We start from the raw sequence: 14,726 nt of genomic DNA on the forward strand, positions 1-14,726 counted from the left end.
CGTCAAGTCATTTTACTTTAGTTGAACATATTAAATCCGCCCATTGAACCGCGATCAGACATCTGGTCGTTTTTCTCCAGAATCTCATATGTAATTTCTTGATCGACACTAGACCGCAATTCAATAATGATATCAAAGTCATCAATTGTGTACTCGGATTGCTTCACGAACATATCTGGATGTTCTACCACTTTTATCGTAGGTAAACTCATCATTTCACGCACTAATTGCATATGACGTTCATCCGATGATTTTCGAGTCACAATTCCATCCAGGATAAAGATATTATCGCTTGAAAATTCTTCGCCCATCATACTCGTTCTCACGGTTTGTTTGATCATAGTGGAAGATAAAAACACCCACTTTTTATTCGCACACACACTAGCCGCAACCACTGATTCCGTTTTACCTACACGTGGCATCCCGCGTACACCGATTAGCTTGTGACCTTCTTGCTTAAAAATTTCGGCTAAAAAGTCCACTAAAATCCCAAGTTCACTTCGAATGAACCGAAACGTTTTCCGATCATCCGTGCCGCGCTGGATATAATGTCCGTGACGCACAGCCAACACATCTCTCAATTTAGGTTCCCTGATTTTATGGATTACAATCGTATCCATAGTGGAAGCAATTAATTCAAAGCGTTTAATTTGCTGGTCGTGATCCGTTTGTACAAGCATACCGCGATATCTGCCATCTACTCCATTGATGGTGACAATATCCACTCGCAACATGCCGAGCAGGGAAGCAATATCTCCAAGCAAGCCGGGCCGATTGACTTGAATCTCATATTCGACATACCATTCTCCCATTCGACACTCTCCTCGTTTGACTTCTTTATATAGGACGCATAAGTCTGCACTTAGTTCTATAATAACGGATAGCCGGAGTGAAGAAAAGAAAAAAAGAAAAGGACTTCACGAACCGTCCTTCTCTCTCGAGATCACATATACCAGCCGCCGTTGATCTGAACGATTTCTCCCGTCATATAATCGGCTTTTCCACTGAGCAAGAATTCGACCATATTCGCTATTTCTTGCGGAGTACCAACCGACAGCAAGGGAATTTGTTCCAAGACCATTTGCCGTTCTTCTGATGAAAATTCCTGATTCATCCGTGTATCGATCCAGCCAGGTGCGATGGCGTTAACCCGGACACCTGAATAAGCGGCTTCTTTGGCGTACGCTTTAACAAAAGCATGTTGTGCACCTTTGACCGCTGAATACATCACTTCTCCCGCAGCACCTGCGCTGCCCCAGATCGACCCAATAAACAGCACATAAGAGACCGTATGTTTACGCAACTTAGCAGATAATAAGGAAACGAGCCGAGCGGGATTTTGCATATGCACCCTCCATAACTCAGCCATTTCCACATCCGTCGTATCGGACAATAACTTAACGACCGCTTGCCCATTTGCCACGACAATTGCTTGTAATCCTTGTATTTTCGAGGCTAGCTCAGCAGCCGCCTGCTCTGATCTAAAATCAGCCTGCACACTGAGAAACTCTAGGTTAGGATAGTCCTTTTGCAAATCCTTCAACAATAAAGCCAGTTGTTGCTTATTGGAATTATAATGTAAGTAAAGAGACCAACCAGCGGCCGCCAACTGTCGGCAAACCGCTTCCCCTATCCCACCTGATGCCCCTAAGACGAGTGCAAAACGCGCTTCGTTCATTTGTTGTCTGCTGGCTTTACTTCAAATACTGTATAGCTGCTGTCATCCGAAAACATAGAAAAGGCTTGCTTCAATTTATCCATAGAGAGCTTTTCCAACGTCGGCACTACATCGAATAAATTCATTTCGTTAAACTCATAGCGAGTATATTGATTAGCAATAAATTCTATAGAATTCAGTGAACGCATAAACTGTCCGATTTTCTTTTTACGCATTCTCTCTAAATCTTCCTCTTTGACAGGCCAGTATTCTTTCGAATCTTGAATCGTTTGACGAATTAACTTCTCTAATCGTTCAGGCTCCTCCGTATCTGATCCGACCATTGCAAATCCATAGCCCTCTTCCATGGAAAACTCATAAGAGAATGATTCATCAATCAAACCTTCTTCATATGCCTTTTCATAAAACGGAGAAGTACGCCCAAATAAACTGTCCAACACTAAATTGGCAGATAGCTCAGACTCAAGCATCTCTTGACCCTGCTGGTCTGTAGATGTACATTTCATGCCTACATTGAGCTTCGGCTTTGATACATCCATCGTAAGCGTGCGTTTCGGAATATCCGCTCCTTTTGTTTCAGTTGGAAATTGGCGTTCGATCGGCTCAGGCTGATCAAAGGATTTCTTAGATTGGTTTTCTTTAACGAAAGCCATCATTTCTTCAGGATCAACTGCCCCTACAATGAATAGCAACATGTTGGACGGATGGTAGAAGGTTTCATAGCACGTATATAAATGCTCTGCCGTAATATCTTGAATCGATTCTACTGTTCCTGCAATATCAATTTTCACTGGATGCTCTTTATAGAGATTTTCTATTGTACCGAAGTATAAACGCCAATCCGGTTGGTCGTCATACATCGTAATTTCCTGGGCAATAATCCCCTTCTCTTTATCCACGGTCTCCTTAGTGAAATAAGGTTCTTGGACAAAATCTAAAAGCACTTCAGTATTTTCCTTGATTTTATTCGTTGCTGAAAATAAATATGCAGTCCTTCCAAAGGTCGTGTAAGCATTTGCAGATGCTCCATTTAGACCAAACTTCTGGAACACATCGCCATCTTCTTTTTCAAACATTTTATGCTCAAGAAAATGTGCAATCCCGTCAGGCACTGTTATGAATTCGTTTTTGCCATGCGGTTTGAACGTTCTATCAATTGAACCGTATTTTGTTGTGAACGTCACAAATGTTTTAGAATAACCCCGTTTCGGTAGAATGACCACTTTCAAACCATTTTCTAATGTTTCTGTATAAATTTTTTCTTGTAATTCATCAAATACTACTTCTTTCATTTGGAATCATCCTCCTTGCCTGACAACAGATAGACCACTTCTAACTGGATCGTGTTCGCCATTTCCTTCACGTCTTCCAATGTAACGGAATGCCATTTGCTGATCAGTTCGTCTGCAGTGAAATTCTCGTCTAACTCTTTATATTGGTCATATATTTCAATTTGACTGCGTGCAGAATCATTGGAGCTGCGAATACTATTCTCTAGCAATGCAACCGTTTGGTTCAATTCCAACTCTGTTATATCACCTTGCTGCATCACCTTTAACTGCTCAACAATTAATTGAACTGCTTTTTCTTCAAGTTCTGCATCAATTCCTGCTGTCACGTAGACAATACCATATTGGGAAGCAAACGCACTATTTGCGTAATACGCCATACTTTCTTTTTCACGTACATTCATAAATAATTTACTATGCGCAAAGCCGCCAAAAATTCCGTTCATCACTTGCATTTTATTGTAATCCGGATGACGGAATGTCACTGGCGTACTAAAGCCTAAATGCAGCTTACCTTGTTTCATATCCTGACGTTCTCTGACGGTTTTTACGTCTTCAGAAGTATTTGCATGCTTTTCTTCAAGCCGTTCATTCACCTTACGAGCCTTGAACGGCAAGGATTCTTTAATTTTCGTGACAATATCTTGCTCATCCACGTCTCCGACTACATAAATATCGATCAAGTCATGCTGAATCATGTCTTCATACGCTTGATGAAGACTTTTATTGGTGATAGCAGAAACAGCTTCTTCTGTACCGTAGGCGGAGATAGAAGCCGGTTGATCCGGTCTCATGATTTCCAGCATACGCTTTTGAGCATATCTTGTCTTGTCATCGTAAACTGAACGGATTCGATCACGTACTGTACGCTTTTCTCTTTCTACAACCGTTTGATCAAATGCATCTTCTGAAGCTTTTGGCTCGAAAACGACCGCACGGATAAGTTCGAAAAGCTGTTTAAGAACGTCTTCACCTGCAAAAAACTCATCGTTCACACATTCAGCAAACAAAGAAACGATGTGCTGAGAGCTTCTTTTGGAAACGTCTGTATACAACACAGTACCGTATAGCTCATCTAACGCTTTACGCATCGCAATTTGCGTAGGATATTTCTCATTAGACTCTTCCAATACATTCGCAAGCACTGTCCTTTCCGAAGCAGCACTCTGTTCTAACGGAGCCTTCCATTTAATCGTGACATTCACTGTTTTAAATTGTTCAGTTTTTCGTATATACAAATTAACGCCGTCTTGTAACTTTATTTTATTGAACATACAAACACCTCTCGTTTACCTTATTATATGAATTCCTATCCTCACTATACATTTTAGCTTTTGAAATAGAAAATAAAACGCAACCCCAAGTGCTGAGAGCGCCGGTTAGCCTCGACAGGCGTTGGAAGAAATGACAGAAAGGCGCTCCTTGCCTTTTTGGCAGTTCTGAAACGACCCCGAGAGGCTGGCGCTCGAAGCCGGATGAACCAAGTGCTGAGAGCGCCGTTCAGCCTCGACAAACCTAGAAAAGCTATCTGAAGAGTGGCTTCCCCAGATAGCTTTTCGTAACTATTATCGATTACCTTTAATGTACGGATTACCAAGCGATTTCGGTGCGCTAGATTTCCCAAGAAATCCAGCAAGCGCCAAGATCGTCAAGACGTAAGGGAATATATGGAAATAAACAGCTGGTATATCAGCTAAAATCTTAATACTCGACGAACTGATTGCCAATGCTTGTGCAAAACCAAAGAATAAAGCGGCTCCCATAGCACCAAGCGGATGCCATTTACCAAAAATCATTGCGGCAAGCGCCATGAAGCCTTGTCCATTTATCGTAGCATGCCCGAAATCATTTGTGATAGTCTGTGAATAGACTGCACCGCCGATTCCCGCAAGTCCACCCGAAATAATCACTGCAATATAGCGAATTTTCGTCACCTTGATTCCCATCGTATCTGCTGCCATAGGGTGCTCACCTACAGAACGCAAACGCAAGCCGAATGGTGTTTTGTAAATAACGAACCAAGCAATAAATGCTACAGCAATCGCTATGATCGAAGAACCATATACCAGTTTAAAAAACATCGGTCCGATGATTGGTATATCTTGCAAATACGGAATGTTAAATCTCGGAATTTTCTCCTGAATGAAATCCGTCTGTCCTTTACCGAAAATCATTTTAACAGAAAATAAGGCAATTGCGAGACCAAGCATGTTAATCGCTACACCTGATACTACTTGATCTGCACGGAATGAAATAGACGCTACAGCATGTAATGTAGCAAATAAAGCGGATACCAGCATGGCTACCAGCAAGGCGATCCATGGGGTCCAAGCACCTAAAGACTCTGCAAAAAATAAGTTAAATAGAATCCCGATGAACGCGCCCATAACCATAAGACCTTCCAATCCGATGTTAATTACACCAGAACGTTCAGAAAACACACCGCCAATTGCTGTAAATATAAGAGGGGCGGCAGAAGCAATCGTTATAGGTACGATGAAATATAACACATCTAACATCTTACTTCGCCTCCTTCTTATTACGTAAACGAATTAATCCGACACGGATAATATACCCGCAGGCAACAAAGAAAATAACTAGTGCTATGATGATCGAAACAATTTCTACTGGAATCCCTGCAGCATTCGGCATGTTGTTTGCTCCGTATTTCAATGAACCAAACAATGTAGCTCCGAAAATAACTCCAAGCGGCGTATTCGCACCTAAAAGCGCTACGGCAATTCCGTCAAAACCGATGCCCGTAAAGCCACCCATAGAGGACATGTTACCGAATGTTCCAAGTGCTTCCATCGCACCGCCTAAACCGGCAAATGCACCTGAAATAACCATCGCTAAAATGATGTTTTTGTTAACATTCATCCCCGCGTATTGAGAGGCATTTTCGTTAAACCCAACTGACTTCAATTCATATCCAGACTTTGTCTTCTCTAAAATAAACCACATGACGACAACCATCGCTAAGGCCACAAAAATTCCATAATGCAATGTAGAGTAATCGGTCAGGTTGGACAAAAATTCAGATCGCAGTGATGCTGTTTCATGGATCCTATCCGTTTTGAACCCACCGCCGGAAATGGTTTTTATCAATGCATTGACTACATGCAGCGCTATATAGTTCATCATGATCGTCACAATAACTTCATGCACTTTCAAAGTTGCTTTTAAAATACCCGGGATCAGCCCCCATAACGCTCCTGCAACTGCAGCCGCTAATAACGCAAGCGGTAAGTGAATGATTTTAGGTAGTTCAAACGCCATTCCGACATAGGCAGCCGCAAACCAGCCGACAATCAACTGTCCTTCTACTCCGATATTAAAAAGACCTGTCCGGAATGCGAAAGCGACTGCCAATCCGGCAAGAATATAAGGACTGATCTGACGGATCGTTTCACCGATTACATAAGAATCCCCGAAGATCCCATTCCACAATGCTATATAGCCTGTAACTGGGTTGTAATCACTGATGAGCATCACAACAGCGCCAACTAACAGTCCTAAAATAATAGATATCACTGGAACCAATATATTTATCATTTTATTCGACATGATGTTCATCACCATCTTTCCGAGCAGCTATCTGTTCTTTCGATACCGCATCTTTCGAATGGCCCGCCATCATTAAGCCTAACGCTTGTTCATTTGTTTCTTGCGGTGTCACAGTGCCCACAATTGTTCCATCGTAGATGACAGAAATTCGATCTGACACATTCATTACTTCATCAAGCTCGAAGGTTATGAGAAGAACAGCTTTACCACTGTCACGCTGTTCAATCAGACGTCTGTGAATAAACTCAATGGCTCCGACATCCAAGCCTCTTGTAGGCAGAGCAGCGATCAGCAAGTCTGGGTTACGCAAAATTTCACGACCAATGATCAATTTCTGCTGGTTTCCACCGGACAACGCTCTTGCCAATTCGTCTACGCCTTGAGTTCTTACGTCAAATTCTTCAATTAGACTTTTAGCCTTTTCATTCACTTCTTTATAATTCATTATTCCTTTTTTTGAAAATGGCTCATGATAATAGGATTGTAATGCGGCATTATAACCGACTGAGAAATCCAGTATCAGGCCATGTTTATGACGATCCTGCGGAATATGACCAATTCCTGTTTCTGTAATTTTTCTTGGTTTTTTGTTCGTAACATCTACAGAATTAATCAAGACTTTACCACTCTTCACTTTCGTTAACCCTGTAATAGCTTCGATTAATTCAGACTGTCCATTGCCATCAATCCCGGCAATACCGACAATTTCACCTCGGCGTACGGAGAGGTTGAGCCCTTTTAGCTTGGCAACCCCGCGATAATCATTGACAACCAAGTCCTCCACTTTCAATACTTCTTCTGTTGGATTAGAAGGTCCTTTTTCAGTCTTGAAAGTCACTTGCCGACCGACCATCAGCGTCGCCAATTCTTCCGGATTCGTTTCTGCTGTAATGACAGTCCCAATTCCTTTTCCTTTACGAATGACGGTTACTTTGTTTGAGACACTCATGATTTCCTGCAATTTATGAGTGATTATAATGATGGATTTACCTTCCGCAACGAGCTTGCGCATAATATTGAGAAGCTCTTCAATTTCCTGAGGAGTCAGTGAAGCTGTCGGCTCATCAAAAATTAAAATATCCGCTCCCCGATAAAGAGTTTTTAAGATCTCCACCCGTTGTTGCATACCAACCGATATATCTTCTATTTTCGCATGAGGATCTACATCCAGCCCATATGCCTTTGAAATCTCCGCTACCTTTTTAGCGGAATCTTTAATATTGAGCATACCGGATTTAGTCGGTTCGCTTCCCAAAATAATGTTTTCTGTGACCGTTAAGTTTTCAACGAGCATAAAATGCTGGTGAACCATTCCAATCCCAAGATCATTGGCCACGTTCGGATCGGTAATCGCTACTTTTTCTCCTCTTACACGAATTTCACCACCGTCTGGCTGATACAAACCGAACAACACATTCATTAACGTGGATTTACCAGCTCCATTCTCTCCTAAGAGTGCATGGATCTCACCTTTTTCAAGTTGCAGTGTAATGCGGTCATTAGCATAGAAGTTTCCGAATTTTTTCGAGACATCCAGCATTTCAATTACATAATCCAATCCAATCACTTCCTTGCCAGTAATAGAGTTCAAGAGCACAAAGCAGAATGTTCATTAGCTTCTTCCTAAGATTTAACTTCACGTATAAGGCGATTGCAGAACAATGAATCTGTAAGCGTTACCACTACTACTATTCGTACAAGTCGTCTTTTCGCCAAACTGTATGCAAATTCAATTCAATATAAAATTAATAAAATAAAAGCTCCAGTACAATAATCAAGGAGCCTTTATTTCACAAACTTTAATCAAATAAAGGCCGGACAATAAACCGGCCTCTATCTTATTCAGAAGATTATTTCTTCTTTTCTACGAACTCAGGTACTTCTACTTCGCCATCAGCAATCTTTTGTGCATATTCATCAATCTGATCTAGCACATCTTGTGGAATGGCACCGCGTGAATCAGCAAGTGACACACCGTTGTCATGGAGACCGTAAACTTTCGTTTCGCCACCAGGGAATTTACCATCCATAGATTGTTGAGCAATATCTTTAACTGCGACATCAACACGTTTCAGCATTGAAGTTAAAGTGATGTTATCATCGCCAACTTTACCTTCGTCATACTGATCGGAGTCCACTCCAATTACCCAAACATATGCATCTTTATCTGCTTGTTTACGTTCTTTCGCTTCAGAGAATACACCGTTACCTGTACCGCCGGCAGCGTGGAAAATGATATCAACGCCGGAAGAATACATACGGCTAGCTTCTGCTTTACCAAGTTCTGCTTTATCAAATGCCCCAGTGTATTTAGTATCTACTTTGATCTCTGGTTTTACTGCTGCAACTCCAGCCAAGAAACCAGCTTCAAAGCGCTCAATTACTGGAATATCCATACCGCCGATAAATCCAATTTTATCTGATTTTGTCATCAATGCAGCCGCAACTCCAGCAAGGTATCCGCCCTCTTGTTCCTTAAAAAGAATGCTTGTGACGTTTGGAGCGTCTACTTCACCATCGATAATAGCAAATTCAGTATCCTTTTGCTGTGCTGCAATGTCAGCGATTGCATCCTCCATCAAGAAACCTACACCAAATATTAAATTAAAGTCACGACGAGCCAAGTTGTTCAAATTAGTTGTGTAATCCGCTGGGTCTGTAGACTGAAGATAATCAAATCCGCCAGTTCCCTTTGCCCAACCTTGTTCTTCCCCAAATTCTTTGACGCCTTTCCAAGCTGACTGGTTAAACGATTTATCATCTACCCCGCCAACGTCTGTAACCATGGCAATCGAGAATTCACTCTTTTCGGTATCATTTCCGGCTGCAGGTTTTTCCCCTGCGTCATTATTGTCCTTATCGTTTGAACCGCATGCTGCCAACATCGTACCTGCGGCTAAAACCAAAGACATGGCCAAACCAAATTTTCTTTTCTTCATCAATAATGACCTCCCCTTTGATAATTTTGGTATGAAATCAGGACGTTATACGTCTTATACCCTTCTTCGCACTACATGGAACTTGAATTTATCTGCACGAAAATAGTTCTCAGAATAAAGAACCATTTTCCCTTCCTCGCTGAAATGCTCTTGGGAAAGCGATAAAAGGGATTGAGAGGTATCACAAGATAGCGCTTTAAACGCTTCCGGATGATAGCTAATCGGCTCTATTTCAGCTACAGCCTGTCCAATCCGGGTCATTCCGGACCGCTCAATTGTATCGAATAATGATGCGTCGAGCTGACTTTCTAAACCGTCCGGCAAACATTCCAACAGCACGTGATCCACACAATATACAACAGGTTCACCATCTGCTGTTCGAATTCGTTTGATTTGGACAATCTTTTTATCATTTGTTTTAAAACGTTCAGTTAACTCTTCAGTCAATGGGATGATAGACAAATTTTGAACAATGGTGCCAGGCTCCATATTCGCATTGTGGATCATCGTCGTTATACTTGAAAGCTGCTCAATTCCTGACAACACCATAGGCTGTGAAGTGACGAATGTGCCGACTCCATGCTTTCTGAAGATCACTTTCTCTTCTTCCAGTACCCTTAGCGCTTCGCGCAGTGTCGCACGGCTAACCCCCAGTAACTCTGATAATTTCGCTTCTGAGGGAAGCCGTTCATGTTCTTGAAATAGCCCAGATTCTATATCTTTTTTTAATCGCTCGATGACCTGAACATATAAATGTCGCGGATCTTTCTTCACGAACATTTAGCCACCTCCCCAGACGTCAGACATCTGATTACGTTCTGTCCTAACTATATCATCTTCTTAAGAAGAAGGAAATATCTAGTTAAGCTTACGAATAAAATTCTATATTTCAGTCGATTTCAACAATTTTACGTCAAGATTCTAGATCTGATTTTCCAATCATGACTTGTCTTGGCTTACTGCCTTCAGGCGGTCCTACTACTCCTCGCGCTTCCATTTGATCCACTATACGAGCAGCACGCGCATAGCCTACCCGGAAACGGCGCTGGATCATTGAAACAGAAGCTGTTTGCATCTCTACAACCATCTGGACCGCTTCATCATATAAATCATCTGTTTCTTCATGCGGTGGAACAATTTCCACTTCCGTAGGGATCATTTCTTCTTGATATTGCGCTTTTTGCTGTTCGATAATGAAGTCCACAACTGCTTCGACTTCTTCGTCCGATACAAAAGCGCCTTGCACACGGGTCGGTTTGGATGCACCCGCCGGAAGAAATAACATATCGCCTCGCCCTAACAACTTTTCTGCTCCGCTGCCATCCAAAATAGTACGTGAATCAATTGCAGACGAAACGGCAAATGCAATTCTTGAAGGAATGTTTGCTTTAATTATTCCTGTAATAACATCCACACTCGGCCTTTGCGTGGCAATGATCAAATGAATACCCGCTGCTCTAGCCATTTGCGCCAAGCGTGTGATGGCATCTTCCACTTCATTGGAAGCGACCATCATCAAGTCCGCCAACTCATCTACAATGACTACGATATACGGCATGCGTGGATGTTTTTCATCATGGTCTTCATTCCATTGTTCAATATGGTTATTGTATCCTTCAATATTCCTGGTACCTGTGTGAGAGAACAACTCATATCGTCTCTCCATCTCAGAGACCACCCTCTGCAATGCCTGTGCTGCTTTCCGGGGATCCGTGACAACCGGTGCCAATAAATGAGGGATGCCATTAAAGACATTGAGCTCCACCATTTTCGGGTCAATCATCATCATTTTCACTTCATGCGGTTTTGCACGCATGATAATGCTCATGATAATTCCATTGACGCAGACACTTTTCCCGCTTCCTGTCGCACCGGCAATAAGTACATGTGGCATTTTATTCAGTTCCGTCATCATCGCTTGTCCGGTTACATCCCGGCCTAGACCGACAAGTAATTTGGACTGAGCACGATTGTTTTCTTTAGATTCCAACACTTCCCGCAAACTGACCATTGCGACCGCATTATTCGGCACTTCAATCCCTACGGCTGATTTTCCGGGGATCGGTGCTTCAATACGAATTCCATTAGCCGCTAAAGCTAATGCAATATCATCAGCTAAACTGACAATACGGCTTACTTTCACACCGGAGTCCGGCAAAATTTCATATTTTGTCACAGCGGGACCTAAATGGACTTGTGTCACACGTGCTTTCACACCAAAACTGAGAAAGGTCTTTTCTAACTTTTTAGCATTTGCTTGAATCAGGTCATAGTCACCTGACTGATCACTCGCAACGGGAGGTTCAAGCAGACTGGTGGACGGAAGAATATATGATTCATTTTCCTGTTCTCCGCCCATCACCGGATAATCAGCAGTTCCTTCCGGTTGTTCATTCGCTGCTGAGGCTGAAGCTTTTGCGTCCGCCGCTTTTGTTTCCACTCTCTCTGGTACAGGTGCCTGTTCGATTTTCGAAGTGAAGGTTGAAATGATTGGTTGTTCGTCCGGCTCTTCACTGTGTATCATTTCGTCAGCAAGTTCCACAGTTTCGGCTTTGGGCTTTTGCTTACGGTTTCTTCGTGACAATTCTTTTTTGTTTTCTTCGGGTGACGGAACGACTTTTTTCTCTCGTGCTGTCCACTTTTCTTTCATTTTCTCCATCAATAAAGGAGTTTGCTCGACTAAGTAAGGAATCAGTGCTTTTCCTGTTAACAGAATTATCCCGATCAGCAATAAAAGAATTCCCGCCACTGTCGCACCTGCAGAGTCCACTAACGAATGGAACATCGCAAATAGTACAGCTCCGATCATACCGCCACCAAGCGTTCCTGATTGATTGAAGATTCCACCGCTTGTCACCAGGACTTTCCACGTCTCTTTCAAGGCCGAATTGGACATCAGTACCTTACTTTCATAGAGCGTTTGAAAAAGGTGGATATGACTGAATAACAGCATGCTGCTTAAAATGAACAAACAGCCTAACACGATTCGATGTTTATATCCCCCCACTTGCCTTTTTATCATAAATATTAGTGCCTGCATGATGATTAAGAATGGCAGGGCGGCATGCCAATTACCTAATAAAAATCGGGCAAATGCTGCTAATCCTCTGCCGATAACGCCATATTCAAATATCATGATGATGGCGATGCCAATCAATACCACACCCAGAATTTCGAACCAGAGCGGCTGCGTTGAACTTTGCTGCTTTTGCTGCTGTTTTTTCTTGGCTGTGGTCTTTTTCTTCCCTTTCTTTTTCGCCATAAGCTTACCCCCTTTCTGAAAAAAAGATTTCCAGCCTGTGCGGCATGGAAATCCTGTAGATTTTTAAGGAAGCTTTTCGAGCGAACTCAAAAAATCCGGAAACAATCGATCAGTATTCCATAATGATTGGAATAATCATTGGACGTCTTTTCGTTTGTTGATATAAATAAGAACTTAACGTCTCACGAATCTCTTGTTTAATGTTTGTCCATTCGAATGTTTCCTTACTAACGTATTTCTCCACAATCTTGCGAATTAACTTCGTCGCTTCTTCAAACAACTCTTCCGACTCACGGACATAGACAAAGCCCCGCGAGACGACTTCAGGTCCTGCAGCGATACGTTTTTGTTTTCTGTTCAACGTCACGACGACAGTGAAAATTCCATCTTGAGATAACAGTTTACGATCTCGCAACACGATATTCCCTACGTCGCCTACACCGATGCCATCGATAAGGACATTGCCCGCCTGCACTCTTCCGCTCATTCTCAGTTTATCGTTTTTAAATTCGACAATATCGCCTTTGTCCGCGATAAAGATTCGGTTTTTCGGCAAACCTACCTCTTGCGCTAATTTTGAATGCGCAATGAGCATACGGTATTCTCCTTGAATCGGAATAAAGTATTTAGGACGCATCAAATTTAGCATCATCTTCAAGTCTTCCTGCGAACCATGACCCGAAACATGAACATTTCTAGTTGAAGTTAAAACTGTTGCGCCTGCCTTCGCCAATTCATTCATCATCTGGTACATGGAAATTTCCATGACAGGTGACGGAGTAAATGTGATCAATACTGTATCTGTCTCTTTAATATTAATTTCTTTGTGATGCTTACGGACGATTTTCTCCAACGCTTCAAGAGGCTCGCCCTGGTTACCTGTTATGATGAGCACGATATCTTGGTCGTCATAACGATCCAAATCTTTTACAGGAACGACGATGTCTTCTTTTACTTGCAAATACCCTAGACGCAAGCCCACTTCAAAATAACTTTCCAAGCTCTTGCCGATGACAGCGACCTTTTTATCCTTTGCAGCAGCTTGGTCCAGAACTTGTTGAATCCGGATGAAATTCGATGCATATAATGCCACCAAAATTCGCCCTTCCGCTTCATGGAACGTTTTGGATAGTCTTTTTTCGATAACAGATTCAGATGTCGTATAACCAGGACGTTCTGCTTCCGTCGAATCCGACATTAAAATGAAGACACCTTCTTCACCTAGCGTCGCCATTTTCGCAATATCAGGACGGTATTTGCCCTTTGCTGCCTGATCGAACTTAAATTCACCCGTATTGACAATTGCTCCTTCACTCGTGTGGAAGACGATCCCTAATGAGTCGGGAATGCTGTGCGTCGTATAAAAGAATGTTACATGTGTACGCTTGAAATTCATTCGGCTTCGATTGGTCACTTCAAAGAATCGCACATTTGAAGGTGCCGGCATCTTTTTCAAATGCTCTTTTGCGAGAGCTAACGTTAATTTTGTTCCATAGACAGGCGCTTGTACTTTTTGTAACAAGTACGCAATGGAACCAATCGCATCTTCATGACCGTGAGTCAAGAAGATTCCTTTAACTCGATCTTTATTTTCTTCTAAGTAGGTCATATCCGGAATAACGATGTCGATACCGAGCATTTCGTTTTCAGGGAACATCAGCCCTGAATCCATTATAAATAGTTCGTCGTCAATTTCAACGACGTACATGGATTTACCAACTTCTCCTACCCCGCCCAGCGGGATTACTCTAATTAATTCATTTTGTATTTTGGTCACATTGTTTCCTCCTAATGATCTATAAATAATGAGATAAAATCTACATACAACGTACAGATATGCTCCGTTGATATCCGTTGAAGGCGGACCACTCCTCATTTACTTCGCTCCCTGTACGGTTCTCTAACGCTAATCAATGAGAATAAGTTGTAGCAGAGAGCCACTATTACTGGCATAAGCGAAGCATTGTGAGCACTTCTTTGTGTTTTACCGC

Annotated in this window: 11 protein-coding genes; all 11 read right to left on the bottom strand. The window is 42.3% G+C overall.

What is annotated here, in order from left to right; all coding sequences use genetic code 11:
- Positions 1-17: 17 nt before the first annotated feature.
- Positions 18-812, bottom strand: coding sequence for a DUF3388 domain-containing protein (locus H7J92_RS06200; RefSeq protein WP_009497318.1), 795 nt, complete (start codon positions 810-812; stop codon positions 18-20).
- Between the two features lie 131 nt (positions 813-943).
- Positions 944-1,678, bottom strand: a complete 735-nt coding sequence (ymfI, locus tag H7J92_RS06205) for an elongation factor P 5-aminopentanone reductase (protein WP_009497321.1) — start codon at positions 1,676-1,678, stop codon at positions 944-946.
- A complete protein-coding gene (yfmH, locus tag H7J92_RS06210) occupies positions 1,675-2,970 on the bottom strand; it encodes an EF-P 5-aminopentanol modification-associated protein YfmH (protein ID WP_221836006.1) in 1,296 nt (431 codons plus the stop codon). The genes ymfI and yfmH overlap by 4 nt, the downstream gene beginning before the upstream one ends.
- Positions 2,967-4,241, bottom strand: a complete 1,275-nt coding sequence (gene yfmF / locus H7J92_RS06215; protein WP_221836009.1) for an EF-P 5-aminopentanol modification-associated protein YfmF — start codon at positions 4,239-4,241, stop codon at positions 2,967-2,969. Before yfmF ends, yfmH begins: the two co-directional genes overlap by 4 nt.
- 291 nt (positions 4,242-4,532) lie before the next feature.
- Complete coding sequence (locus H7J92_RS06220) at positions 4,533-5,486, bottom strand: ABC transporter permease (RefSeq protein WP_009497329.1); 954 nt, start codon at positions 5,484-5,486, stop codon at positions 4,533-4,535.
- A 1-nt stretch (position 5,487) separates the two neighbouring features.
- Positions 5,488-6,534, bottom strand: a complete 1,047-nt coding sequence (locus H7J92_RS06225; protein WP_221836013.1) for an ABC transporter permease — start codon at positions 6,532-6,534, stop codon at positions 5,488-5,490.
- Complete coding sequence (locus H7J92_RS06230) at positions 6,524-8,092, bottom strand: ABC transporter ATP-binding protein (protein WP_078817728.1); 1,569 nt, start codon at positions 8,090-8,092, stop codon at positions 6,524-6,526. The genes H7J92_RS06225 and H7J92_RS06230 overlap by 11 nt, the downstream gene beginning before the upstream one ends.
- 292 nt (positions 8,093-8,384) lie before the next feature.
- Positions 8,385-9,473, bottom strand: coding sequence for a BMP family lipoprotein (locus H7J92_RS06235; RefSeq protein WP_009497335.1), 1,089 nt, complete (start codon positions 9,471-9,473; stop codon positions 8,385-8,387).
- A gap of 54 nt (positions 9,474-9,527) precedes the next feature.
- Positions 9,528-10,253, bottom strand: coding sequence for a GntR family transcriptional regulator (locus H7J92_RS06240; RefSeq protein WP_009497337.1), 726 nt, complete (start codon positions 10,251-10,253; stop codon positions 9,528-9,530).
- A gap of 133 nt (positions 10,254-10,386) precedes the next feature.
- Positions 10,387-12,735: a DNA translocase FtsK gene (locus H7J92_RS06245; RefSeq protein ID WP_221836015.1), complete on the bottom strand. Its 2,349-nt coding sequence runs from the start codon at positions 12,733-12,735 to the stop codon at positions 10,387-10,389.
- 109 nt (positions 12,736-12,844) lie between these two features.
- Positions 12,845-14,512, bottom strand: coding sequence for a ribonuclease J (locus H7J92_RS06250; protein ID WP_040758229.1), 1,668 nt, complete (start codon positions 14,510-14,512; stop codon positions 12,845-12,847).
- Positions 14,513-14,726: the final 214 nt, after the last annotated feature.

The organism is Sporosarcina aquimarina (assembly GCF_019748715.1).
Lineage (GTDB): Bacteria > Bacillota > Bacilli > Bacillales_A > Planococcaceae > Sporosarcina > Sporosarcina newyorkensis.